22 protein-coding genes and 1 tRNA gene are annotated in these 24,636 nt (G+C 72.5%); 10 read left to right on the top strand and 13 right to left on the bottom strand.

What is annotated here, in order from left to right; genetic code table 11:
• Window positions 1-141: 141 nt before the first annotated feature.
• Window positions 142-1,329 carry an SPFH domain-containing protein gene (locus tag ACZ4VA_RS00940; protein ID WP_356173169.1) on the bottom strand — a complete coding sequence of 396 codons (1,188 nt, stop codon included), beginning with the start codon at window positions 1,327-1,329 and terminating at the stop codon, window positions 142-144.
• A gap of 169 nt (window positions 1,330-1,498) precedes the next feature.
• Entirely contained in the window at window positions 1,499-2,845 is a 1,347-nt protein-coding gene (locus ACZ4VA_RS00935) for a peptidoglycan-binding protein (protein WP_356173172.1), read from the bottom strand.
• Between the two features lie 187 nt (window positions 2,846-3,032).
• Here ACZ4VA_RS00935 and ACZ4VA_RS00930 point away from each other — a divergent pair.
• The 3 genes from ACZ4VA_RS00930 (at window position 3,033) to glxA (ending at window position 7,416) form a co-directional block, all read left to right on the top strand.
• A tRNA-Lys gene (locus tag ACZ4VA_RS00930) sits at window positions 3,033-3,106 on the top strand.
• A gap of 429 nt (window positions 3,107-3,535) precedes the next feature.
• Window positions 3,536-5,482, top strand: a complete 1,947-nt coding sequence (locus ACZ4VA_RS00925; RefSeq protein WP_356237632.1) for a glycosyltransferase family 2 protein — start codon at window positions 3,536-3,538, stop codon at window positions 5,480-5,482.
• Window positions 5,479-7,416, top strand: coding sequence for a radical copper oxidase GlxA (gene glxA / locus ACZ4VA_RS00920; protein WP_468079152.1), 1,938 nt, complete (start codon window positions 5,479-5,481; stop codon window positions 7,414-7,416). The genes ACZ4VA_RS00925 and glxA overlap by 4 nt, the downstream gene beginning before the upstream one ends.
• Before the next feature lie 61 nt (window positions 7,417-7,477).
• On the opposite strand, the gene ACZ4VA_RS00915 is transcribed toward glxA, so the two are convergent.
• The 4 genes from ACZ4VA_RS00915 to ACZ4VA_RS00900 all read right to left on the bottom strand — a co-directional run bounded on the left by ACZ4VA_RS00915 (window position 7,478) and on the right by ACZ4VA_RS00900 (window position 11,247).
• On the bottom strand, window positions 7,478-8,512 hold the full coding sequence (locus ACZ4VA_RS00915) for a glycoside hydrolase family 6 protein (RefSeq protein ID WP_355788165.1): 1,035 nt from the start codon (window positions 8,510-8,512) through the stop codon (window positions 7,478-7,480).
• A gap of 417 nt (window positions 8,513-8,929) precedes the next feature.
• Complete coding sequence (locus ACZ4VA_RS00910; protein ID WP_356237630.1) at window positions 8,930-9,598, bottom strand: class F sortase; 669 nt, start codon at window positions 9,596-9,598, stop codon at window positions 8,930-8,932.
• Between the two features lie 167 nt (window positions 9,599-9,765).
• Window positions 9,766-10,353 carry a hypothetical protein gene (locus ACZ4VA_RS00905; protein WP_468079149.1) on the bottom strand — a complete coding sequence of 196 codons (588 nt, stop codon included), beginning with the start codon at window positions 10,351-10,353 and terminating at the stop codon, window positions 9,766-9,768.
• A gap of 114 nt (window positions 10,354-10,467) precedes the next feature.
• Window positions 10,468-11,247, bottom strand: a complete 780-nt coding sequence (locus ACZ4VA_RS00900; protein WP_356173184.1) for an HAD-IIA family hydrolase — start codon at window positions 11,245-11,247, stop codon at window positions 10,468-10,470.
• A 225-nt stretch (window positions 11,248-11,472) separates the two neighbouring features.
• Between ACZ4VA_RS00900 and ACZ4VA_RS00895 the strand changes: the two genes are divergently transcribed.
• The gene (locus tag ACZ4VA_RS00895; RefSeq protein ID WP_468079147.1) at window positions 11,473-12,369 is read left to right on the top strand and encodes a hypothetical protein; all 897 of its coding nucleotides are present in this window, start codon (window positions 11,473-11,475) and stop codon (window positions 12,367-12,369) included.
• A 47-nt stretch (window positions 12,370-12,416) separates the two neighbouring features.
• Here the strand turns inward: ACZ4VA_RS00895 and ACZ4VA_RS00890 are convergent, their stop codons facing one another.
• A complete protein-coding gene (locus tag ACZ4VA_RS00890; RefSeq protein ID WP_356237628.1) occupies window positions 12,417-13,580 on the bottom strand; it encodes an ROK family transcriptional regulator in 1,164 nt (387 codons plus the stop codon).
• 47 nt (window positions 13,581-13,627) lie between these two features.
• Between ACZ4VA_RS00890 and ACZ4VA_RS00885 the strand changes: the two genes are divergently transcribed.
• Together ACZ4VA_RS00885 and ACZ4VA_RS00880 are read left to right on the top strand one after the other, a co-directional pair.
• Window positions 13,628-14,734, top strand: a complete 1,107-nt coding sequence (locus ACZ4VA_RS00885) for a Gfo/Idh/MocA family oxidoreductase (protein WP_468079144.1) — start codon at window positions 13,628-13,630, stop codon at window positions 14,732-14,734.
• Window positions 14,731-15,204, top strand: coding sequence for a heme-degrading domain-containing protein (locus ACZ4VA_RS00880; protein WP_355789580.1), 474 nt, complete (start codon window positions 14,731-14,733; stop codon window positions 15,202-15,204). Before ACZ4VA_RS00885 ends, ACZ4VA_RS00880 begins: the two co-directional genes overlap by 4 nt.
• Window positions 15,205-15,360: 156 nt before the next feature.
• Here ACZ4VA_RS00880 and ACZ4VA_RS00875 read toward each other — a convergent pair whose 3' ends face one another.
• The 6 genes from ACZ4VA_RS00875 to ACZ4VA_RS00850 form a co-directional block, all read right to left on the bottom strand.
• Window positions 15,361-16,218, bottom strand: coding sequence for a fumarylacetoacetate hydrolase family protein (locus ACZ4VA_RS00875; protein ID WP_355789583.1), 858 nt, complete (start codon window positions 16,216-16,218; stop codon window positions 15,361-15,363).
• Between the two features lie 190 nt (window positions 16,219-16,408).
• Window positions 16,409-17,170 (bottom strand): YidC/Oxa1 family membrane protein insertase, encoded by a 762-nt coding sequence (locus ACZ4VA_RS00870; protein ID WP_468079141.1) that lies wholly within the window; start codon window positions 17,168-17,170, stop codon window positions 16,409-16,411.
• A 98-nt stretch (window positions 17,171-17,268) separates the two neighbouring features.
• On the bottom strand, window positions 17,269-17,580 hold the full coding sequence (locus ACZ4VA_RS00865; protein ID WP_356173198.1) for a DUF6412 domain-containing protein: 312 nt from the start codon (window positions 17,578-17,580) through the stop codon (window positions 17,269-17,271).
• 196 nt (window positions 17,581-17,776) lie between these two features.
• Window positions 17,777-19,324, bottom strand: coding sequence for a sodium:solute symporter family protein (locus ACZ4VA_RS00860; protein WP_468079139.1), 1,548 nt, complete (start codon window positions 19,322-19,324; stop codon window positions 17,777-17,779).
• Window positions 19,321-19,581 carry a DUF3311 domain-containing protein gene (locus ACZ4VA_RS00855; RefSeq protein ID WP_388903895.1) on the bottom strand — a complete coding sequence of 87 codons (261 nt, stop codon included), beginning with the start codon at window positions 19,579-19,581 and terminating at the stop codon, window positions 19,321-19,323. The genes ACZ4VA_RS00860 and ACZ4VA_RS00855 overlap by 4 nt, the downstream gene beginning before the upstream one ends.
• Window positions 19,582-19,621: 40 nt before the next feature.
• On the bottom strand, window positions 19,622-20,425 hold the full coding sequence (locus ACZ4VA_RS00850; protein WP_355783139.1) for a class E sortase: 804 nt from the start codon (window positions 20,423-20,425) through the stop codon (window positions 19,622-19,624).
• Window positions 20,426-20,751: 326 nt separating this feature from the next.
• On the opposite strand from ACZ4VA_RS00850, the gene ACZ4VA_RS00845 reads away from it, so the two are divergent.
• From ACZ4VA_RS00845 to ACZ4VA_RS00830, 4 genes are all read left to right on the top strand, one after another.
• Window positions 20,752-21,768 (top strand): SEC-C metal-binding domain-containing protein, encoded by a 1,017-nt coding sequence (locus tag ACZ4VA_RS00845; protein WP_468079137.1) that lies wholly within the window; start codon window positions 20,752-20,754, stop codon window positions 21,766-21,768.
• A 187-nt stretch (window positions 21,769-21,955) separates the two neighbouring features.
• Window positions 21,956-22,354 carry a very short patch repair endonuclease gene (locus tag ACZ4VA_RS00840; protein ID WP_468079135.1) on the top strand — a complete coding sequence of 133 codons (399 nt, stop codon included), beginning with the start codon at window positions 21,956-21,958 and terminating at the stop codon, window positions 22,352-22,354.
• Window positions 22,355-22,371: 17 nt separating this feature from the next.
• On the top strand, window positions 22,372-23,325 hold the full coding sequence (locus tag ACZ4VA_RS00835) for a DNA cytosine methyltransferase (RefSeq protein ID WP_468079615.1): 954 nt from the start codon (window positions 22,372-22,374) through the stop codon (window positions 23,323-23,325).
• Window positions 23,326-23,454: 129 nt separating this feature from the next.
• Window positions 23,455-24,636, top strand: a complete 1,182-nt coding sequence (locus ACZ4VA_RS00830) for a DNA cytosine methyltransferase (protein ID WP_468079133.1) — start codon at window positions 23,455-23,457, stop codon at window positions 24,634-24,636.

Here is a 24,636-nt window from a genome sequence, read left to right as displayed (position 1 = left end):
GTGGGGGAGGTTCCGTGAGCCGTACGCGCATACCGCCATGTTCAGGTCTAGACCAAGTCCCAGATTATTACCGGTAGTTGAACATGTCCATACCAATCTCGGCGCCGGTTTCCGCACCGGCGCCGCTCCCCCGGCAACCGCTCAGTCAGCGTCGGCGGTGCGCCCCGTGCAGAACGCCACCGTCAAGTCCTTGACCAGCGCCTTGCGTTCGTAGTCGTCGAGGTCGACCAGGCCCCGCAAGGTCAGCCGGGTCACCGTGTCCTCGACCGAGTCGACGACGGAGGTGAGCACGGTGTCGCGGTGCTGGGCGTCCAGCGCGGCCAGCCGACGGCGCTGCATCCGGGAGGCGACCTCGGGGGCGTACTCGACCCGGACCGGCTGCACGGAGAACACCTCGATGCCCACCGGCGCCGTGTCCGCGGCCACCAGCCGGGTCAGCGCGTCGCCCGCCGCCTCGGTGTCGCGCAGCGTCGCACCGTCCTTGCCGGGCCCGCCGCGCCCCGCGGCCGGCGGGTCCGCGGGCAGCCGGCAGAGCACCCGGGACAGCGCCGCCTCCACGCACTCGCGCAGATACCCCTCGTGGTCCTCGACGCCGAGCGCGGCCCGCGCGGTGTCCTTGACCCGCCACACCACGAGGACCACCACCCGCAGCGCCACCCCGTTCGCGTCGACGGCGGGCATCGGCTCGCTGCGCCAGTGCCGCAGCCGTACGTCGATCCGGCGGCGCAGCACCAGCGGGTTGACCCACATCAGACCGGTGCGCCGGACGGTGCCCCGGTAGCGCCCGAACAGGCCGAGCACCCAGGCCCGGCCGGTCCGGCCGCGGGCCAGCCCGCCGAAACCGAGGAGGGCGAGCGCGCCGGAGGCGGCGAACCCGGCCCACTGCGCGGGACCCGGTCCCGCGCCCGCGAGACCGGCGGGCAGCCCCGGCGGCGTCACGGCGGCCGGCAGCACCCCCGCCCACCACGAGGTGAACAGGCAGCCGGCCACCCCGCAGACCCCGGCCAGCACCCCCGCGGCGCCGGGCAGCACCCGCGCCGGGCGCTCCGCCAGTTCGGGGTCGACCTCCGGGACCGGGCGGGCCCGTACCGGTGCGGGGCGCCTGACCCGGGGCTGTTCACCGGTGCCGCGCCGACGGCCCACCACGGCGGGCGCGACCGGTACGGCGACGGGGTCGGGGTCGTCCCGAAAGAGCAGATGGACGGGGATCTCGGTGGTCGCCTCGTTGTGGATGAGCCGGGCCGGCCGCAGCACGGCCTCGGCCGCCGTCTCCAGGGGGGCGGACGGCGCCCCCTCGGACTCCGGGGTGTGTGACGTCGTCGTGGTCATACGTGCCTCCATGCCTCCGCGCCTGGAAGGGTTGTCACGAATTGCGCCGGTACACGACCGGCCCGGCACGCAGCCGCGCGAGTGCGGATGCGGCCGTACCGGCACGGGGCGCACCGGCGCGCGGGCCGGTGCACGGGTGCGTGCCGGGTGGTGCGTCCTGCGAGGTGCGTCAGGAGAACAGCCGCCGCCAGGTCTCCGGGCCCGGATAGCCGTCCGCCGCGCCGCCGCGCCAGCCCTGGGCCCGCTGGAACGCCTCGACGTTGCGCCGGTCCGCCTCGCCCCAGCGCGGCCCGGGGCCCTTGGTGTAGTGCGTGCCGAATCCCTTCTCGACCAGCTGTTCGCCGAGCCGGGTGACGTAGGCGTTGACCGCGCCCGGCCGGAACAGCGCCCGGCCCGGGTAGCCGGGCACCCCGTGCGAGGAGGGGTCCGGCACCGCGGGTCCCGGCGTCCCGGCCGCCGGGATGTCCTTGCCCCTGCCGCCGACCAGGTACGACCAGGTCGTCGGCCCCGGCAGCCCGTCGGCGTCCGCCCCGCTCCATCCCTGGGCCCGCTGGAACGCCTGGGTGGCCCTGCGGTCCGCGTCCGACCAGCGCGGGCCCGGTCCCGTCGTGTAGAAACGGGCGCCGCCGCGCTGCACCAGGAGCCGCCCCAGCCGGGTGACGTGCGCGTTGTCCGCGCCGGGCCCGAAGTACCCGGCGCCCGGGAAGCGCGAGGTCCCGCCCTCCTGCCCGTCCGGGTCGGTGGGTCCCGGACCGCCCGCCGGTTCCTCGCTCACCCCCTTGGGGCGGTAGGCCACGTAGCGGCCGGAGTTGCTCCAGTACGCGTAGGGGGTCGACTGCTTGCGGGTGTGCGGGCGGGTCTGCTCGTAGGCGATGTAGTAGGTGCGCGTGTAGTCGGCCCAGCCGCCGAAGATGACCACGTGCGAGCCGTTCTGCGGGTTGCTCGGGTTGTGGAAGAGCAGGATGTCGCCGGGCTCCAGCCGGTCCTTGGACGTCCGGACGCCGTAGGCGGGAAGGCTGCCCGTCCACTCGTTCCCGTCCAGGTTCCAGGCCATCGAGACGAAGCCCGAGCAGTCCTGCCGGTACCCGTCCGACCAGTACGCGGTCATGCTGTACGGCACCTCGGCGGCGACCCACTTCTTGGCCCGGTTGATGATCTCGGCCCGGGTGGTGGCGGGTGCCGCGGCCAGGGTCCCCGGCCCGCCGGGGCGGGCCGGGCGACCGGACGGGCCGTGCAGCGGGGCCGTGCGGCCCTGCGGGGTGTCGGGCTCGTCCCCCGCGGGGAGGCCGGGTCTGGCCGGGCCGTGGGTGACGGCGACGGCGGGGGCGGGGTGGCCCGCCCCGAGGACGGTGCCCGCCGCCGCGGCGAGCGCGAGGGCCCCCCGCGCCGCGGGACGGACGGCACCGGTCGCCGGTGCGCCGGACGCCTGGGCGCCCCCCGCACGGCGCCGACCGGTACAGCCGGGGCAGTCGCAGTCGCTCGCGGGATCGAATTCCTCGAATACCGGAGTCTCCATGCGATCGCCCTCACACTCCAGGTGGAAATGTCCGCATTTCTGCACGATCGTCAGTTTCTCAACTGTCGGCCGTTGTCGCATGCTGACGGTCCGAATGATGTACGGCACCCTCCGTGCACGCCGACTCACCGGCCGTCGGCGGGCCGGACCACCTCCCGGAATCGGGTAGAGTTCTCCAGGTCAGCGCGCGCCGCTAGCTCAGTTGGTTAGAGCAGCTGACTCTTAATCAGCGGGTCCGGGGTTCGAGTCCCTGGCGGCGCACAGACAGACGAAGAGGCCCCTCACCATCGGTGAGGGGCCTCTTCGCCGTCTCCACAGCAGCGACAAGAGACCCCTTCTTCGCACACACGTCCCATTCACAGACGTATGACCGATTGCTACCTCGTTGCGTATCTTGCGATCATGCCGGACGGCGTAGAACCCTGGGGCCTCAAGGGACTGCCCATCTGAGGCAGTTGGGGCGCCCGGGCCGGATGTGCCGCCATGGGGGGATCGAGGGATTCCACTCATGGACGGATGCCGAGGGGGGCATCATGCAACCGGAAGGCCGTCGTTTTATGTCCATAACGACATAAACGATCTGGTTTACGGCAGCCTGCCACTGATGCGTCCGGGACGGTCGAGGGGGACCGGAGCGGACGACGGAGACCGACGACCACGCGTCCGAGGGCGCGTGCGGGGGGATGACTCATGACGTCGACGCCGACGGGCGCCCGACAGGGCTTCGACCCGTCCGAGACGACCCGGCTGAGGGTGCCGGCCCACCGGACAGGCGGCTTCCGCCGGATACGGAGGACGCTGCCCAGGTACGACTACGAGCACTACAGCCGGCTTGCGGGACCCCTCACTCAGCCGGACCCGGACAAGCCGTACAAGGTGCGGTACCGCTCGCTGCTCTCCCAGGAGCCGCACCGGCTGCGGGCCGCGCTGATGCTGGGCGCCGCCCCGCTGCTTTCGCTGGTCCTGCTGGGCTGGCTGCTCCAGCCCGACCACTGGACCGAACGCGACCACCCGGCCTACGACTTCCTGCCGGCGCTCGACGTCGTGATGCTGGTGTCGATCGGGCTGATCGAGTTCTTCCGCTGCATGAACGTGCTGTCGAACGCGCACGCCACCCTGGTCGCCCGCGACCCCGTCCCGGTGGTGCCCGAGACCGGCACGCGCGTCGCGTTCCTCACCTCCTTCGTGCCCGGCAAGGAACCGCTGGCGATGGTCACGAAGACCCTGGAGGCGGCCGTCAGACTGCGGCACCGGGGCCTGCTGCACGTCTGGCTGCTCGACGAGGGCGACGACCCGGAGGTGAAGGAGGTCTGCGAGCGCCTGGGCGTGCACCACTTCTCCCGCAAGGGCGTCGAGAAGTGGAACCGGCCCAAGGGCCCGCACCGGGCCAGGACCAAGCACGGCAACTACAACGCCTGGCTCGACGCGCACGGCGACGACTACGACTTCTTCGCCTCCGTGGACACCGACCACGTCCCGCTGCCCAACTACCTGGAGCGGATGCTCGGCTTCTTCCGGGACCCCGACATCGGCTTCGTCATCGGCCCGCAGGTCTACGGCAACTACGACACCTTCGTCACCAAGGCCGCCGAGTCGCAGCAGTTCCTCTTCCACGCCCTGATCCAGCGCGCCGGCAACTTCTACGGCTCGCCCATGTTCGTCGGCACCTCCAACGCCGTACGCATCAGGGCGCTGAAGCAGATCGGCGGTCTCTACGACTCGATCACCGAGGACATGGCGACCGGCTTCGAGATGCACCGCGCCGAGAACCCGGCCACCGGCCGCAAGTGGCGCTCGGTCTACACACCCGACGTGCTGGCTGTCGGCGAGGGGCCGGGCGCCTGGACCGACTTCTTCACCCAGCAGCTGCGCTGGTCGCGCGGAACCTACGAGACGATCCTCAAGCAGTACTGGAAGGGCTTCTACTCCCTGCCGCCGGGCAAGCTCTTCAACTACACGATGATGATCATCTTCTACCCGATGTCCGCCCTCAACTGGATCCTCGCGGCGCTCAGTTGCGCGCTGTTCCTGGGCCTCGGCGCCTCGGGCGTGGACATCGACCCGGCGATCTGGCTGATGCTCTACGGCAACGCCTCGGCGCTGCAGATCGGGCTCTACGTCTGGAACCGCCGGCACAACGTCTCCCCGCACGAGCCGGAGGGGTCCGGCGGGGTGGCCGGCATGGCGATGTCCGCGCTGTCGGCACCGGTCTACGCCCGCTCGCTGCTGGACGCCGTGCTGCGCCGCAAGAGCAGCTTCGTGGTGACGCCCAAGGGGGACTCGTCCAGCCCGGACACGCTCTTCGGGACCTTCCGCATCCACCTCTTCTTCATCGCGGTCTTCGCCGGCTCGATCACCGCGGCCTTCCTGTACGGGCACGCCCACCCGGCCATGATCACGTGGGCGTCCTTCGCCCTGCTGGTCACCGCCTCGCCCATCCTCGTCTGGCGCTGGACGCTGCGGCAGGACCGCCGGAAACCGCCGGCCGCCGAGCCGCAGGACGCGGTCCCGTCCGCCGCCGTACCGGCCCCGCACGCACCGCGTCACCGGCCCGGCTGGGCCGCGCCGGACGAGCCGGAGGGCGCCGCCGGCGCCGACAGCACCATCCAGATCGCTCTTGGGGGACGCAAGAAATGAAGGACCGTGCAGGCCACCGACGCGCCCGTCGCCTCGCGATAGGCGGGGCGGTGGTCCTCGCGCTGGCCGGGATGAACGGCCCGTGGCTCTACCGCTTCGGGACGGAGCGGTACCACGAGTACAAGATCAACAAAGCGGAGTACAAGGCCGCCAACGGGCACTGGGACATCGTGGAGTTCCCGAAGGAGTACCGGCAGAACACCATCCACGCGGCCCTGCTGCACACCGGCAAGGTGCTGCTGATCGCGGGTTCGGGCAACGACCAGGACAACTTCGACGCCAAGAGGTTCGACACCCGGATCTGGGACCCGGTCAAGGGCACGGTCAAGAAGGTCGCGACGCCCAAGGACCTGTTCTGCACCGGACACACCCAGCTCGCCGACGGCCGGCTGCTGATCGCGGGCGGCACCAAGCGGTACGAGAAGCTCAAGGGCGACGTCACCAAGGCCGGCGGCCTGATGATCGTCCACAACGAGAACCCGGACGAGCCGGTGACGCTGCCCGCCGGGACCAGGTTCACGGGCAGGAAGAACGGGCGGACGTTCGTCTCCAAGGACCCGGTGCTGGTGCCCCGGGCGAAGAAGGTCTTCGACGAGGACACCGGGAGGTTCCTGCGCAACGCCCCCGGCCTCGGCCGGATCTACGTCGAGGCGCAGAAGAGCGGCGCCCGGTACGAGACGGGGACGCAGGACAACTACCGCGTCCAGGGCCTGAAGGGCGCCGACGCCCGCAACACCTACGGCATCGCGCAGAAACTGGCCCTCGACAAGAAGGACTTTCAGGGGATCCGCGACGCCTTCGAGTTCGACCCGGTCGCCGAGAAGTACATCAAGGTCGACCCGATGAACGAGGCCCGCTGGTACCCGACGCTGACCACGCTCTCCGACGGGAAGGTCCTCAGCCTCTCCGGGCTCGACGAGATCGGCCAGTTGGTCCCGGGCAAGAACGAGGTCTTCGACCCCCGCGCCGGCACGTGGACGTACACCAAGGGCACCCGCCAGTTCCCGACCTACCCGGCGATCACCCTGATGCAGAACGGCAAGCTGTTCTACTCGGGCTCCAACGCCGGCTACGGCCCGGACGACGTCGGCCGCGACCCGGGGGTCTGGGACCTGGAGAGCAACGAGTTCACCAAGATCCCCGGGATGAGCGACCCGAAGCTCCTGGAGACCTCCGGCACCGTGCTCCTGCCGCCCGCGCAGGACGAGCGGTACATGGTCATCGGCGGCGGCGGGGTCGGCGAGTCGGACCGGGCGAGCAAGAAGACCCGGCTGGTCGACCTGCTGGCCGGGCACCCCAGGTTCACGGACGGACCCGAGCTGGAGAAGGGCACCCGCTATCCCCAGTACTCGATCCTGCCCGACGACACCGTGCTGGTGTCCGGCGGCTCCGAGGACTACCGCGGGCGCGGGGCCTCCGACATCCTCCAGGCGCGGATCTACGACGGTCGCAAGAACGCCTTCGACCGGGTGGCCGACCCGCTGGTGGGGCGCAACTACCACGCGGGGTCGATCCTGCTGCCCGACGGCCGGGTGATGTTCTTCGGCTCCGACCCGCTGTACGCCGACGAGGGCAACACCGAGCCCGGCGAGTTCGAGCAGCGCGTCGAGATCTACACCCCGCCCTACCTGTACCGAGGCGCGCGGCCCTCCCTCTCGGGCGGCCCGAAGACCGTCGCCCGGGGAGCCTCGGCCACCTTCCGCTCGGCACGTCCTTCGGCGGTGAAGGCGGCGCGGCTGATCCGGCCGAGCGCGTCCACGCACGTCACGGACACCGACCAGCGTTCCGTCGCGCTGGACTTCGTGACCACGAAGGACGGGATCAGGGTGACGGTCCCGAAGAACCGGAACCTGGTGCCGTCCGGCTGGTACATGCTGTTCGTGACGGACGGCGAGGGGACACCCGGCAAGGCCCGCTGGGTGCGGGTGCCGTAGCCGGGTGGGGGCGCCCTCCGGGGAGTCCGGAGGGCGCCCCCCGCTCACGCGTGCCGCGGGGTCAGCCGGTGGCCTTCGCCAGCTTCAGCGCGTACGAGGGCCACCAACGGCCCGCCTCCGGGCCGCCCTTGCACGTGCCGTCCGACTCGCCGGGCCGCTTGACCCACAGGTAGGCGTCGACGAGCGGATCGCCGGTCTTCGTCGTCGGCGGCTCCCCGAGCGCGCGGCCCGGCGGGTTGCACCAGTTCTCGTCCGGCTCACCGCCCGTGTACGGCCCGTTGCCGTTGCGGCTGGTGTCGATCACGAAGTGCTTGCCGCCCACCTTCGCGGACAGCTGCCTGCCGTAGGCGAGGGAGTCCTTCGTCGAGTAGAAGTTGGAGACGTTGACCGCGAAGCCGTCGGCGCGGTCGACGCCCACGCGCCGCAGCGGTTCGAAGATCTGGTCGGGGCGTCCCCAGCCCGCGTTGCCCGCGTCCACGTAGACCTTCGTGTTCTTGAGCGCCTTCAACTCGGTGACCGCGCCCGCCAGCAGGTCGTAGCGCTCCTCGTGGAACTCCTGCGGGGTGCACCGGTCGACCAGGTGCAGCAGGGCGTCCGGTTCCAGGATCACCGTGGCGGGCCGGTCCCCGATGCCCCGGGCCACGCCCTCGACCCAGGTCCGGTAGGCGTCGCCGTCCGCGGCGCCGCCGCGGGAGAACTGACCGCAGTCGCGGTGCGGGATGTTGTAGAGGACGAGCAGCGCGGAGCGGTCGGCCTTCCGCGCGGCGACGGTGAAGCCGCGTGCCTCCTGCTCCGGGTTCTCCGGGCCGATCCACTCGGCGGTGGGCTGCTCGGCGATCTTGCGGATCTGCCGGGCCTCGTCCTTCCTGCCCGCCTTCTCGTACCTGGCGACCTGCTCGGCCGCGTTGCCGTGCGGGTTCACCCAGTACGGGTCGGAGCCCTTCGGCCGCTGGGCGATCCCGGGGCCCGCTTCGCCCTCCTCGCCGCCCCCGCCGCCGGAGGAACACCCCGCGAGCACCAGCGCCGCCCCCGCCGCCACGGACCACCGTGCCGCCCTGGAGGCGAACGTGGAGACCGCCCCCGTGCTGCCGTACATGCAACTCCCCCTCGGTGCACCGTCCAAGGCACCAATCCTGACATAGGCGGCGGGTCGCCACATGGTCACCGCTTCCTTCTCGGGGAGCTGTTACAGCGCGCCGTCCGGCGGCCGGGACGGGACACTCCGCATGCCGGACGGGACCGCCGGGCGGCCCGCCGCCACCTGTGGTCATCACGCACAGCCACCGCGGGCGGACTTGGCGTCAAATTCCCCCTAGGCCGCAGCGCTCATCCGTTCTACAGTCTTCTCAAACGGCCCCGGTCCCCGGCCGATCGAGCCGACCGTGAGGCCAGGACGGCTCCCAGAACCTCCCGCGCCGGTCGCCGGGTTACTCCCGCAGCCCGAGCGCGCGCGGTCGAGGACCAGCCCGGCCGGCGGCTCCGGGGGGAGCAGGTCGCCGGCCGGGCCGGGCAGTCATGCGCGGGTGCCGGTGAGGTACGCCGAGACGACGACGTTCGCCGTGTACGAGCGGCTGGCCCGGTCGAAGGTGCCGCCGCAGGTCACCAGCCGCAGCTCGGCCCGGCCCCGCTTCCGTGCCCCGTAGGCCTGGCGGGCGTCGAAGCGCTCGCGCGGGACGACCTGGACGTCGTCGACGGTGAACTCGGCGACCGTGCCGTCGTCGCGGACCACCCGGACCTTGTCGCCGGGGCGCGCCGAGCTGAGCCTGTAGAAGACGGCGGGGCGGGTCTCGGTGTCGACGTGCCCCACGAACAGGGAGGTCCCGGCCGCCCCGGGCCGCGCGCCGGCCCCGTACCAGCCGACCACGCCCGGCTGGTCGTAGGGCGGCGGCTGGATCGCTCCCTGCCGGTCCAGGCCGCGGGCGACCACCGGCGCCTGGATCCGCAGCGCGGGCACGTCCACGCGCAGCGGCCGTGCCTGCCTCAACGGCTTGTGCGCGGGGGGCAGTTCGACGCCGCCCCAGGGGCGGCCGACCGCGGCCACGTCTCCCGTGGTCGGCGTCGCGATCCCCTGCCGTACGTCGGTCACCTCGCGGCCCCAGAGCCAGAGCCCGAGCAGCAGGACCGCCCAGGCGGCCCACGTCATCAGGCGCCCGGTGCCGGAGGAACGCTCCCGGTCGGACATGTCAACTCCTTGACCCTGTCGGGCGGTTCGGTCCGGCCGTGACCGGTCCCGGGCGGGGCCCGGCGCGTGCGGCCGCACGGCGGAGGAGGAAGCCGGGGCGGAGCGCCGGGGCCGGACGAGAACGCCGGTGCCGGACCCGCGCGGCCCCGCCGACCGGAGCGAGGGTCCTAGTCGTCGGCGCGGTTCCGGCGGGCGCTGCGCACCGCGACGGCGATGGCGGCGGCGCCGGCGAGGACCAGGCCGGTGACGGCCTGCCGGGTGCCCGGGCCGGTGGAGCGGGTGTCGACGGACGCGAAGTGGGCCGTGCCGCCGCCGCCCGCCTGTACGGGGGCGATCGGTGAGGCCGGCACGGCGGCCTCGGGCCGCTCGGGCCGGTCCACCGGGCGGTGCGGCCGGTCCGAGGCGGGAGGACTCGCGCCGTCGGCGCGGGCGACGGTGAGCGTCCCCTTGACCTTGTCGTCGACGCCGTCGCAGGCGACCTTGACGGGGTAGGTGCCGGGCCTCAGCGAGGAACGCACGCGCGTCTCACCGACGAGCGCGCCGTCGCCGCCCGTGAGCCGGGCGTCCGCGACGAACGCCGGAGACTTCGCGGTGGCCGTCCTGGCCTTGCAGCCGGTCGCCCGCAGCGTGACGTCGCCGCCGGGGGCCGGGGGCGAGGGGGTGACGGAGACGGCCGCGTCGGCCGCGTGGGCCGCGGGGGTGAGGGCGGCGGCGAGCACCGCACCGGCACAGAGTGTGAGTCGCAGTGAACCCATCGTGAACCTCCAGACACCTGGAGACTCCTCTCCCGGGACGCCGGCCGCATCCCGGGGAGGACGCCCACTGCTCCGTTCGAGCGGATTTCGACCGCTCCGCGCATGGAACGCGGGTCAGACGCGGTCGACCAGGTCCGCGATCGAGTCCACGACCTTGGAGGGGCGGTAGGGGTACCGCTCGATCTCGGCGGGTGTGGTCAGTCCGGTGAGCACCAGGAACGTCTCCATCCCGGCCTCCAGCCCGGCGAGGACGTCCGTGTCCATCCGGTCGCCGATCATGGCGCTGCTCTCGGAGTGCGCGCCGATGGCGTTCAGGCCGGTCCGCATCATCAGCGGGTTCGGCTTGCCGGCGAAGTACGGCTGCTTGCCGGTCGCCTTGGTGATCAGCGCGGCGACCGCTCCGGTGGCGGGCAGCGGGCCCTCCGCCGAGGGGCCGGTCTCGTCGGGGTTGGTGCAGATGAAGCGCGCGCCGCCGTTGATCAGCCGGACCGCCTTGGTCATGGCCTCGAAGGAGTACGTCCGGGTCTCGCCCAGCACCACGTAGTCCGGCTCGTGGTCGGTCAGCACGTACCCGATGTCGTGCAGCGCGGTGGTCAGCCCGGCCTCGCCGATGACGTACGCCGTGCCGCCGGGCCGCTGGTCCTCCAGGAACTTGGCGGTGGCGAGCGCGGACGTCCAGATGTTCTCCACTGGCACGTCCAGGCCCATGCGCTGGAGGCGGGCGTGCAGGTCGCGGGCGGTGTAGATCGAGTTGTTGGTCAGCACCAGGAACGGCCGGCCGGACTCCCGCAGCTTCCTGATGAAGGCGTCGGCGCCGGGGATCGGCACGCCCTCGTGGATGAGCACACCGTCCATGTCGGTGAGCCACGATTCGATGGGCTTGCGCTCTGCCATGCCGTTCTCCTGCCGTACGCGGTGCTGCGTCGCCCTCAGCCTAGCGATCAGCTGTCGTCCGATGTCCGCCGGTTCCGAACGCACTTCGGCGGTTCCGGTCGATCCCGGTCCGGAGCGCGTCCGGCGGCACGGCGCTCCGCCGATCGAGGGGACCTCGGCGGCCGTCCGGGGCGTGGTGGGCGTGGCGGCGGCGGAGGTCCGGCGCCCATGGCAGGTCATATGTTCATGCGACTGTGTACGTCCCTGTCCCTCTCCGTTGCCGCCACGGCCGCCCTCTGCTGCGGCCCCGTCCCGGCCGCCGCCGGACTCGGCGCCCCCTCGGCGGCGCCCGCCCCGGCTCTCGCGGCGCCCGGCGCCGACCGCCGTCCCGCCTGCGCCGAGCCCGACGCCCGCGCCTTTCCGCTGACGACCCGCATCCACGGCGGGCCCGACGTCTACGAGACCGGCGGCGCCGAGGGGACGTGGTCCATCGACCTCACCAACAAGACCGCCCACCCCTGCGGGAACCTCCACCCCGTGGTGGTCCTGGTCGACGCGGAACGCCGGCTGCGCCCGTCCGAGGTGCGGCTGGAGTTCTTCGAGGGGAAGCGGGCGCGCCCCGTGTCCTTCGTGCGGACGGACGACGACGAACTCGTCGGCGCCTTCGCGGGGTTCCCCGGCTTCACCGTGGCGCCCGGGCGCACCCTGAGCGTGAAGGTGCGGCTGCGCGTCACCTCGGCCGCCACGGCCCCGAACGACGTCGTGGCCAACGCGGCTCTGGTGCGCCGGCACAGCGACGACGGCGACTGGGTGGGTCAGTCGAACGACTACCGCTTCCGCATCGCCGGCGGCCCGGACACCCCCGAGGACGGCGGTACGAAGACCGGCGCCCCCACGGCCACCACGCCCCCGGAATCCGCCGAGCCCTCCGCCGCGGGTACCGCCACCGAGGCCGGGGCGGCCGTGAGCGCCGGTGCCACCACCGGCTCCGGCACCCGTGAGGATCTGCCGGCCACCGAGGAACTGGCCAGCACCGGCTCGCGCGCCTCACGCGGCACCTGGCTCCTGATCGGCGCCCTCCTGCTCACCACGGGCAGCACCCTCCTGATCGCCTCCCGCCGCTTCCTGCGTAGGGGGCGATAGGGCCAGGAGCCTCTGCGTCCGGCTGTCCGTACGCCCCGGCCGCGCCGTCAGCCGTCGGCGCGGCCGAACAGGGGCGCGAGGAGGAGCTGCGCCGCGCCCTCGGCGACCGCGCGGGCTCCCCCGGGCGCGAGCCGAACCGGCACCGCCGCGTCGAGGCCCCCGCGCCGGGCACGCTCGTCGAGGACGGCGCCGACTCCCCCTACGAAGTGCTCCTCGTGGGCGGCGACGGTACGGCCGCCGAGGAGCACGAGGTCGATGTCGAGCAGCCCGGCCAGGTTGGCGGCGCCCGCCCCGAGGACCTCGGCCGCCTCGTCGACGGCGCCGCGTGCCACCGCGGAGAGGCACAGCACCTCGATGCAGCCGTGGTTCCCGCAGTCGCAGCGGGGTCCGCCCAGCTGGATGACCTGGTGCCCGAACTCCCCCGCGCCGGTGCGCGCACCCCGGTGCACCACCCCGCCGAGGACCAGCCCGGCGCCGAGTCCCGTACCGAGGTGCAGGTACGCGAAGGACGCCTGGCCGGACCCGGCGGCGCCGCCGACCGCGAGGTTCAGCGCGGCCGCGTTGGTGTCCTTGTCCACGACCACCGGCACCCCGAGCCGCGCCGCCAGCGCCTCCCGCAGCGGGTACCCGTCCCACTCCGGGAAACCGGTGACCCGGTGCAGCACCCCGCGGGTGTGGTCGAGCGGGCCGGGCAGCGCGACCCCGGCGCCGAGCACGGAGGTGACGCCGGACGCCCCCGCGAGCAGGGCCGCCACCTCGCGCGCCGCACCGGCGACCACCGCCTCCGCCCCCGACCCGAGGTCCAGGGGGGAGCGCCGCTCGGCGACCACCGCGCCCGTCAGGTCGCTCAGGACGGCCGTCAGCTCGTCCCGGTCCAGGTGCAGGCCCACCGCGTGGCCCGCCTCGGGGACCAGGCGCAGCACCGTGCGCGGCTTGCCGCCCGTGGACGCGCGCCGGCCCGCCTCCGCCGCCAGTCCGTCCGCCCGCAGCCGGGCGGTGATCTTGCTGACGGCCTGCGGGGTGAGCCCGGTCCGCTCGGCGAGTTCGAGGCGGCTGATGCCCGCAGGGCCCGCCGTGCGCAGCAGGTCGAGCACCAGCGCGGCGTTGTGGCTGCGCAGCGCCAGCAGGTTCACCCCCGCCTCCCCACCGCGCCCGCGCACCCCCGACCGGTTCACTTCCGACTCCGCGCTGCTCCTGTTCACGTACGCCATTGTCCCCCGCGCTTGCACTTTGGCAACAGCGTTGCGAAAGTGGGGGCATGACAGGCACCAGCACCGGCACAGGATCCGGCCCCGGCACCCCCCTCCGCGTCGGCCTCATCGGCTACGGCCTCGCGGGCTCCGTCTTCCACGCCCCGCTGATCGCCGCGACCGAGGGCCTCGCCCTCGACACGGTCGTCACCTCGAACCCGGAGCGGCAGGAGCAGGCCCGCGCCGAGTTCGGCGACGGTCTCCGCTTCGCCGCCACGCCCGACGAGCTGTGGGCGCGCGCCGGCGAGCTGGACCTGATCGTCATCGCCTCGCCGAACAGGACGCACGTCCCGCTCGCGACGACCGCCCTGAAGGCGGGCCTGCCGGTCGTCGTCGACAAGCCCGTCGCCAGCACGGCGTCCGAGGCGCGCGAGCTGGCCGCCCTGGCCGACGAGCGCGGCCTGCTCCTGTCGGTCTTCCAGAACCGCCGCTGGGACAACGACTTCCTGACCCTGCGCAAGCTCGTGGACGACGGCGAACTCGGCGACGTGTACCGCTTCGAGTCCCGCTTCGAACGCTGGCGCCCGCAGCTCAAGGGCGGCTGGCGCGAGTCCGGCGACCCGGCAGAGATCGGAGGTCTCCTCTACGACCTCGGCAGCCACGTCGTCGACCAGGCGCTGACCCTCTTCGGTCCGGCCGCGCAGGTCTACGCCGAGTCGGACGTGCGCCGCCCGGGCGCGGAGACCGACGACGACACCTTCATCGCGATCACGCACGTGAACGGCGTCCGCTCCCACCTGTACGTGTCCGCGACCACCGCCCAACTGGGCCCGCGCTTCCGGGTGCTGGGCTCCCGCGCCGGCTACGTCAAGCACGGCCTCGACCCGCAGGAGGCGGTCCTGCGCGAGGGCGGGCGCCCCGGCAGCACGGCCGAGTGGGGCATCGAGCCCGAGACCCTGTGGGGGCACGTCGGAGCGGGCGAGTCCCCGCTGACCGGCGGCGGCCGCCCCGAGCCCACGCTGCGGGGCGCCTACCCGGCGTTCTACCAGGCCGTGGCCGCGGCCCTGCGCGACGGCGGCCCGAACCCGGTCACCGCGTACGAGGCGGCCGACGCCCTCGACGTCCTGGAGGCGGCGCGACGCTCCGCCCGCGACGGCGGGACGGTGACGCTGTGAGCGCCCCGACGGCCACCCCCACGATCCCCGAACTGGAGGAGCAGGAGCGGCGCCTGACGCTCCCTCACTTCACGTACGACGACGCGTGGACCCTCGGTTCCCTGCTGGTCGAGCTGGCCCGGGAGCGCGGCGCGCCGGTCGCCGTCGACATCCGCCGCGGCGGCCAGCAGCTGTTCCACGCGGCGCTGCCCGGCTCGACCCCGGACAACGACGCCTGGATCGACCGCAAGCGCCGGGTCGTGGAGCGCTACGGCTGCTCGTCGTACCTGGTCGGCGCCCGCTTCCGCGCCAAGGGCACCACGTTCGAGGAGTCCTCGCGGCTGGACCCCGACCTGTACGCGGCGCACGGCGGCGCGTTCCCGATCACGGTCGAGGGCGCGGGAGTCGTCGGCACGGTGGTCGTGTCCGGCCTTCCGCAGGTCGAGGACCACCGGATGGTCGTCGAGGCCCTGGAGCACTTCAAGGGCTGAGCCCGGCACGGGCCGGGCCGCCGCGGACCGGTGACGCCGGCCGGGCGCGGAACGCGGTTCCGGCCGGGTCGCCGGCGTCCGGACGGTGTTCGGCCCCACATACGTACGAGGCCGGGGGTACCCCACTCCCCCGAGGGCGCCCCCGGCCTCGTACTCTCACGCGTCCTTTAGCTCCTGGCGCTGGCGCCCCAGGCCCTCGATCTCCAGCTCCACCACGTCACCGGCCCGCAGGAACGGCTTCGGCTCGGGCTGTCCGAGCGCGACACCCGCCGGCGTACCAGTGTTGATCACGTCGCCCGGGTAGAGCGTCATGAACTGGCTGACGTAGCGCACGACTTCGGCGACCGGGAAGATCTGCTCCGCCGTCGTCCCGTCCTGCTTGAGCTCGCCGTTGACCCAGAGCCGCAGCGACAGCGCCTGCGGGTCGGGCACCTCGTCCGCCGTCACCAGCCAGGGGCCCAGCGGGTTGAACGTCTCGCAGTTCTTGCCCTTGTCCCAGGTGCCGCCGCGCTCGATCTGGAACTCGCGCTCGGAGACGTCGTGCGCCACCGCGTACCCGGCGACATGGGCCAGCGCCTCCTCGTGCGAGCCCAGGTAGCGGGCCGTACGGCCGATCACGACCGCCAGCTCCACCTCCCAGTCGGTCTTCACCGAGCCGCGCGGCACCAGCACCGTGTCGTTCGGGCCGACGACCGTGTCCGCCGCCTTGAAGAAGATCACCGGCTCGGCGGGCGGCTCGGCGCCCGTCTCCCGGGCGTGGTCGTGGTAGTTCAGCCCGATGCACACGACCTTGCCGATCCGGGCCAGCGGCGGACCGACGCGCAGTCCGGCCGCGTCCAGCGCGGGCAGGTCCCCGGCCTCGGCGGCGGTGCGGATCCGGCCGAGCGCCCCGTCGTCGGCGAGCAGCGCTCCGTCGATGTCCGGGACGAGGCCCGACAGGTCCCGCAGGGTTCCCTCGGCGTCGAGCAGCGCCGGCCGCTCCGCCCCCGCCGTACCGACTCGCAGCAGCTTCATGATCACAATCTCCCTCGATCGCGGCAGCCCGCCGACGGGTGCAGCCATCGGAGGACTGGTCGATCCTCCAAGCTGTGCGTCCAGTCCGCAAGACCCCGTTCACGGACTGGACCGCCACCGGCCCGCGGGCGGGGCCGTCCCCTGACCAGGGCGGCCGCCGCTGGAACTGAGCAGCCGCCGACGGTGGCCGCTAGACCAGTGCGGCCGCCGCCGGTGCCGCGCCCGGCATGTCGCGGTAGAGGACCGCCCGCTCCACCGCGCTCCACGTCGTGCTCGTCACCACGTACAGCGCCGCCGCCAGCGGTACGACGGCCACCGTGAACAGCGTGAAGAAGGACATGAACGGCACGATCCTGTTCACCGCGCCGAGACCGGGCACCTGCTGCCCGCCGGCCGCCGGGGCGGGCGCCGCCGCCATCATCCGCCGCGTGCGCAGGAAGTTGAAGGTCGCGACCACGGCCACGACCGCGAACAGCCCGAGGTAGACGAGCCCCTGGGTCCCGAGGAGCCCGCCGTGCCCCAGCGCGTCCGCCCAGCGGCCGCCGAGCGGGGCGGTGAGGAGCCGGTGCCCCAGCAGCGCGTTGGCCTCGCCGCCGATCGTCGAGCTGGAGAACAGGTGGTACAGGAGGAAGAAGGCCGGCATCTGGAACAGGCTCGGCAGGCAGCCGGAGAGCGGCGACACCTTCTCCTCGGCGTGCAGGGCGAGCAGCGCCTTCTGGAACTTCTCGTTGTTCGAGCCGTGCTTCTCGCGCAGCGCGGCGACCTGCGGCTGGAGCCGGGCGCGCGCCCGCTGCCCGCGCGCCGACGCCCTGGACAGGGGGTGCACCAGCAGGCGTACGAGCGCGGTGAACAGGACGATGGCGGCCGCCGCCGCGGACGCGTGGAACAGCGGCTGGAGGAGATCGGCGAACCGTTCGACCAGGCTCGCGAAAACGGACATGAAAGCGGACATGGGTGAGCCCTCCGGGGGTCTCGTCGTGCCGGAAAACGAGCAGATCGGCATGACGGCCCGCGCGGGGTTCGCGACGGTGAGGAGAGAGGTGCGCGTCCCTACGCGGCGGCCGCCGGGAGGGCACACCCCGGCGCCCGGGGGCGGGTACGTCCCGACGCGTCGGGATCGCGCTGGGGCAGGAACGCGGTGCGCTGCTCGCGGTCGCGGATCGCCGTCCGTACGCGGGTGCGCGGGACGGCCGGGACGCTGCGCGCGGCGATGACGGCGCAGGCGGCGAGCGCGGAACCGGCGGCAGCGGTCGCGGCGAAGGCCACGGCGGCGGAGAGGCTGCCCGTGTCGAGCAGCGCGACCTCGACGACGAGCAGGAACAGCGCGGCGGCGGGCCGCACGGCCGCCCAGCTCCGCAGCATCGGCCGCTCCCCCTCTCGTACACGTGGTCGTCCTGCCGTTATACAGGATGGGGTCCTGGGGCGGGTTGCGGGATGCGGGACCCGGAGCGGCCCGCGCGGGATACGGCTCGGTCTCGTCCACGTGACGCACCTCGGCGGCGTGCGTCGGTGACGTGCGTCGGTGCCGTGCGTCGGTGCCGTGGGTCGGTGGCGTCCGTCAGGGGCTCGGAGCCTCTCGTGCGGGTTTCCCGTGAGCGGGGTCCGCGGGGGGCTCGTCCGTGGGGCCGAGCGCGAGCACCTCACGGTCGGGGCGCCCGTCGTCGGGGGTGCCGCCGCGGGCGTACGCCAGGGTGAGGGCGACCAGGAGGTTGGCGGCCAGGGCTACGATCCCGGCGTTCACGCCGAACACCGGGTCCCGCCCGCTGAAGACGAGCCAGCACACCAGGACGCCCCCGACAGCGAGCCCGCTGAGCGCCGCCGTGAGCGTGAACCGCCGCCACACCAGCCCGAGCAGCAGCATCGGCACGAGCTGCGCCATCCCCTCGTACGAGATGAGCGACAGACGTACCAGGGTGTTGGGAGCCGCGTACGTCATGATCAGCGCGATCGTGCCCGCGAGCACGACGACGGTCTGCGAGGCGCGCTTCTGGGCCTGCTGGGCGCGCCAGCGGGGGACGGAAGACAGGACGCTGCGGCCCCACATCGTGCCGATGACCAGCATGAACACCGCCATCGGCACGATGGAGGACAGGGCCGCCGCGACGCCGACGATCCCGACCGCCCAGGCCGGCAGCGAGTCGACGACCATCCGGAACAGCGCGAGGTTCGAGTCGGCGCCCGTCAGTCCGGGGACCACGAACAGCGCGGCAGTCCCGAGCAGCATCGGCACGAACAGCAGCATGTTGTACGCGGGCAGCCAGATCGCGTTGCGGCGCAGGGCGTCGCCGTCGCGGGCGCCCAGGTAACCGGCGACGGTCGTCGGGAAGATGACGACGGTCAGGGCGTTGAGGAGCGAGGTCGTAATGAACCACGGGGTGCCGAGCCCGCTCTCGCCGCCCCCGTGTCCGGGCAGGGTCAGCCAGTCGCGCTTCTGCTCGACGAGGCGGTCGAGGAAGTCGCCGTACCCGTCGAAGTAGTGCAGCGGCACGTAGAGGACGAGGAAGGCGAGGGTCGCGATGACCAGGCCGTCCTTCAGCACGGACACCCACGCGCTGCCGCGCAGCCCGCTGACCACGACGAAGCCGGTGGTGACGGCGAACGCCACGAAATAGCCCCAGTTCAGGCCGATGGCGCCGTACGAGATGGTCGAGACGACGACGCCCATGCCGGTGATCTGGACCTGGATGTAGGGGAGCAGGCAGACGGTGGCGAGGACCGCGATCAGTGCTCCGGCCCAGGGCCGGCCGTACCGGTGGGCCACCATGTCGGTGATGCCGACCAGGCCGTGGCGCCGGGCGTACGCGTGCAGCATGGGGCCGACCAGGTAGCCCACCGCGTAACCGCAGGACATGTACGCGACGACGTAGAGGACCGGAGCCCCGTAGTTGTATCCCCAGCCCGCGGCGCCCAGGTAGCTGAAGCTGGTGTACGACTCCCCCGCCATGAGCACCCAGATGAACACGGCCCCGAGGCTCCGCCCGCCCACCGACCACTCGGCGAGCCCGCCCTGGCCTCCCCCGCGGTTGCGCACGGCGAGCAGGCCGAGGGCGACGGTGGCCACCATGAAGACGCCGAAGACGGCGGTGGCGACGGCCGAGTCGCTCATGACCGCCCGCTCCGGCGCCGCGCGGCCAGACGCCGGTCGCCCCGCCAGGTCAGCCACACCGCGAAGGGCGTGAGGACGGTCGCCCCCAGCAGCCACACGACGAGGAAGGGCAGCCCGAGGACCACCGGATCGACCCGGTTCACCAGCGGCAGGACACCGAGGTACAGCACGAACGGGGTCAGGAGCCAGAGCCGGTGCAGTCGCGCTCTGACGGGGTGGGCCGGCGCCGGGCCCGCGCTCTCGGGACGTGCGTTCACGGAAGACGACCTTAGCCGCGGTGCCCGTCCCGTCCTCTTCCTACCGGGGCCGCATGGAGCGCAGCGTGCCCCACACCACCAGGCGGTACTTCGAGGTGTACGCCGGGGTGCAGGTGGTGAGCGTCAGGTAGTACCCAGGCTCGCCGTACCCGTAGGCGGGCCGGACGGTGCTGCGCGGGACCGGGGCCAGGACCCCGCCGTCACGCGCGGAGGTCCGCGGAAGCGTCCGGTCGACGGCGTACACGTACGTGGCGGTACGGGTCTCGACCTCGACCGTGTCCCCGCGCCGGAGCCGGTCGAGGTGCCGGAAGGGCTCGCCGTGGGTGTTGCGGTGCCCGGCGAGCGCGAAGTTCCCGGCACCGCCCGGCTGTGCCGTGCCCGGGTAGTGGCCGACGTACCCCCTGTTGAGGACGTCCGGCTTGCCGACGCCCTCGGCGACCGGGACGCGGAGGGAGAGGCGGGGGACCGTGAGGACGGCGTAGGCCTGGGACCGGCGGGGCCGTTCGCGGGCGGTGCGGCCCCCGGTGTCCGCGCGCCCGCGCGGGCCGGCGGGTGCCGTACGGTCTCCGGCCCCGGCGCCCTGGCGGTCCGCGTCCGCTCCCGGGCCCTCTTCCGGGGCCGGTGTGGCGCCCGGCCGCCCCCGGTCCCACTCCCGCTCCAGCGCCTCGACCCGCCGCTCGGCACCCTCGCGGGCCTGCCGGTTGGTCCACCACACCTGGTGCACGACCAGCAGCGCGAGCACCAGGCCGACGGTGACGAGAACCTCGCCCGCACTCCACAGCACCCGCCGGCCGAGGGCACGCCGCCGCCGCGTGCCGTGATCCACGACCCCGGGAGCCCGCATAGGCACGCCTCCTTCGCCGGGGTCGCAGGATAGGGGGTGCCGGTTCAAGTCACCAGCGGGGAAACGGGGTTGGCGTCGCGCGGTCGTGACGGGCGGGGGCGGGGTCGGGCGCCGACCGGTCGAGGAGGGCGGGGGGTTGAGCGCTGCCCGGTCATGGCTGGCGGGGCGGGTGGCGCGGGACTCACGTGGCTCGCGAGCTCGGCGTAGGTGTGGTTTGCGGGATACCGGAACCAGTTCGCGCGACGCCGCTGCGGGCCGGACCCCGGTCGAGGCTGTGGCCTGCGGATCTCTCTCATTTGTCGGTCCACGGCAGTACGGTGTCCACCATGCGCCCCGACACGCCAGCCGAGAACGTCGACCACAACGCCGAAGCGGCACGCCTGGAGCGGACCGCGGGTCTGTACCCCGAGGACGCCGAACACCTGCTCGTGCAGGCCGCGGCCCACCTCGAACTGTCCGGTGACCGCCCGAGCGCCACCGCGCTGTACGACCGCCTGCTGTCGTCCCCCGAGCCCCTGGAGAACCCACAGCTGGTACGCGCCCTGAAGGCGGCGAACCTGTGGGAGTACGGCCACGAGGCGGAGGCGCGGGCGATCATCGACGGAGTCCGCGCGTCGTCCCCGCGGGACCCGGCGGCCTGGGTGATCGTGGCCGAGGCCCTGGAGTCGCACGACGAGCTGGAAGCGGCGCACGAGACGTTCACGGAGGGGGCGCGGCTGCTGCTGACGGGCACGTCGGAACCCCCGTACTCCACGCATCCGCTGCTCTTCGGCCGGCACCGGGTGCGGCGCATGCTGGGCGCGGGCCACGACGAGTGGGACGCGCTGGCGGACACGCTGCACACGGCGCCGGTGTCCCTGGACGAGCTGCACGACCCGAAGCGGGTGTGGTCGCTCGGTTCGGACAACCCGGCGGAGCTCCAGGCGGAGATCGCCCGCCTCCAGTCGGAGCTGACCACGGCACGGGAGGCCCTTTCCCGGCCGTTCCCGGTGGCGGTGCTGCACTGGCCGGCGGACGAACTGGCCGAGCTGCTGAGCGCGTACCCGTCGCTGTCCTCGGAGTACCCCTCGCACGAGGAGCACCTGGCGACGATAGAGGCGTCCCTGCGCGAACTGGCGGCCTCGGGCACCCCGAACCTGGGCATCGTCACGGGCACGGTCCCGTCCTACGAGGCCTTCGCAGCGTCGGAAGCCTCGTCCCCGACGGACACGACACTCCTCCCCCAGTACGCGACGACCCTGGCGGCCAGGGGGTTGGCGGTGTCTTGGCCACCGCGGGGGGATGTGTGCTGGTGCGGGTCGGGGCGGACTTATGAGGGGTGTCACGGGGGATCGGCGAGCTGAAGTCGAGCGCGGACCCGCACCTCGAGTGCCGTCCGGCCTCCCATCATGGAATCGAGACCGCGACTGCCTACAGCTCGTCCCAATGAGCCGGCAGAGTCGGTAGTCGATCGAACGGACCGAGCCACGATCGTGAGGCACAACCGCTTTGGGCACGATGAAGCCGCTGTCGCCTGCCGTGTCGGCGCGTATGAGCAGGCAGGTCAGCAAGGACACTGCTGCCGAGCTGGCCGTCCGTCGCCTGCTCCACGCCGCCGGGCTGCGCTACCGGGTCGAGTACCCCGTGCCCGGCATGGCCCGACGCCGCATCGACGTGGCCTTCACCTCCGCCAAGGTGGCCGTCCTGATCGACGGGTGCTTCTGGCACGGTTGTCCGCAGCACGCCACGCAGCCGAAGTCGAACGCGGAGTGGTGGCGGCAGAAGCTCGACCGCAACATGGCGCGGGACATGGAGACCACCGAACACCTGATGGCCGCCGGGTGGGAGGTACTGCGTTTCTGGGAACACGAAGCACCTGAGGATGTGGCGCTGCGTGTAGCGACGGCGGTCAAGCGACGGAGAGCCCAACGGGAACGGGGGACGGATTGACAAGCGGGCTGACCTTTGTGGACGTGTGCTCCGGAGCCGGTGGACTGGCCCTGGGACTGGAGCGGGCCGGCTTCGAGCCGAAGCTGCTTCTGGACGAGGACGCCGACGCCTGCCGGACTCTGCGGGCCAATCGACCGCATTGGAACGTGCTGCAGGACAATCTGTTCGACTTCGACCCGAGCGAGCACCCGGAAAGCTACGACGTGGACCTGCTGTCCGCCGGACTGCCGCGGGTGAAGTCCAACGCCACGGCCGCCCGGACCGAGTCGGGCGAGGAGGAACGGCTGCTCGAGGCCACCGTCTACCTCGCTCACGCGGTGAGGCCGCAAGCCATGATCATCGAGAACGTGCCCGCCTTGGCGGCCTCGGACAGGTTTCGCGACTTCCGCGAGTTCACCCGCCTCGAACTGGAGCACCTGGGTTACGAATTCAGCTGGTTCGTTCTCAACGCCGCTGACTTCGGTGTTCCTCAGGACCGAAAGCAGGGGGTGTTGGTTGCACTCAGGAAACGGTGGTTCCCTGCTTTTCGGTCGCCGTCCCCGACGGTGACGGGTCACGTGTCGGTCGGCGAAGCACTGGCGTCCTCCATGCGGTCGCGTGGCTGGAAGGACGCCGACCGATGGGCGACCCGCGCGGCCACCGTGGCTCCCACGCTGGTCGGCGGGTCGAAGAACCGCGGCGGGGCCGACCTGGGGCCGGCAGGGACAAAGCGGAAGTGGGAGAAGATGGGGGTGAACGCCCACTCGCTGGGTGATGAGATCCCCGGCCCGAATTTCGCCTGGGCGCCGGAACTCGGCAAGGAAGGCATGGTTCGGCTCACGGTGGACCAGACCGCCCTGCTGCAGAGCTTCCCGCAGGATTGGGAGATCACCGGCAAGAAGACGGCCCGCTACCGGCAGATCGGCCACGCGTCCCCACCGCCGGTGGGCGAGGCACTGGGCCTGGCCATCGTGCAGGCACTCCGTTCCTGAGCCAAGACTCCCCTGGTCAGAACCGATACCTGCCGACGCGGGACGCCTGGCCGGCTACACTTGCACCCCATGACCCGAGCACCTCATCCGGACGCGGACGCCTCCGTGAACGCGCCCCAGGATCCACCCGTGATCGTTGATCTCTTCGCGGGGCCGGGTGGCCTGGACATCGCAGCCGAGATGCTCGGAGTACCCACAATCGGCGTTGAGTGGGAGAAATCGACCCGCGCGACCCGGCAGGCCGCCGGTCTTCGCACCACCGACATCGGCGACGTGGCGAAGTTGAACCCGCTCCACCCCGAGGTTCGCTCGGCCCGAGTCCTGACCGGGGGCCCGCCCTGTCAGACCTACTCCGTGGCGGGCAGCCGGGAAGGACACAAAGCCCTCGACGAGGTGACGGACCTTGCTCAACTCGTCGGTGACAGCGCGACCGTCAGGGACCTGGAGCAGGCCTGGGCCGAGGTGGAGCGGCGGGCCGTCGAACTGGAATGGGCCGACGAGCGCACCGGGCTCGTGCTACAACCCCTTCGATGGATCGTCGAAAAGAAAATCAAGTCGGATCCATACGATGTCGTGGTGCTGGAGCAGGTCCCCACGGTCCTCCCCGTCTGGAAGAAGTACCGAGAGATCCTTCGCGAACTGGGATACGACGCGGACTGCGAGATCCTGCACACCGAGGAGTACGGGGTGCCGCAGACACGGCGACGCGCAGTGCTGATCGCCCGTTACCGGGGGAACGGCAAGGGCAGAGATGTCGAGTTCCCGCCGGTGACACATCAGCGATATCGCAAGGGCGTCAAGCGTCTCTCTGCGGCACCTGAACGCACAGCTCTGAGTGCCGCTGTCGAGCAGAGCGAACTCTTCGACGCTCCGACATCCCCAGCAGTGAAGCCATGGGTTTCGATGGGAGACGCGCTCAAGGACTCGCGCTCCACGGACTTCGTCGTTCGCTCCAACTACGGATCGGGGGGCGACCCCAGGAAGCGGGGACTCCGCGCGTCCGACGCGCCGGCTGCCACCGTCACCGGCAAGGTGCGCCGCAACACTGTGCACGACCTCAAGGGCTTCGGCGCGGAGGGAGAGCCGGAACTCGGCCCGGAACAGGAGCGTTTCACGTTCCGCGAGGCTGGGCTTTTGCAGACCTTTCCGGTCGAGTACCCCTGGCGTGGGACCGACGTCGCTCAGCAGATTGGCAATGCGATCCCGCCGGTCCTGGCCGTTCACGTCCTGTGCGCGGCCCTCGAACTGGACGTGTGCCGCAAGGAGCGTGCCATCGAGGCGCTGAAGTCCTGGCGGCCTCCGCACCTGTAG

The sequence above is a fragment of the Streptomyces sp. NPDC028308 genome (assembly GCF_055565855.1).
This window is presented reverse-complemented; position numbering and strand designations above follow the sequence as displayed.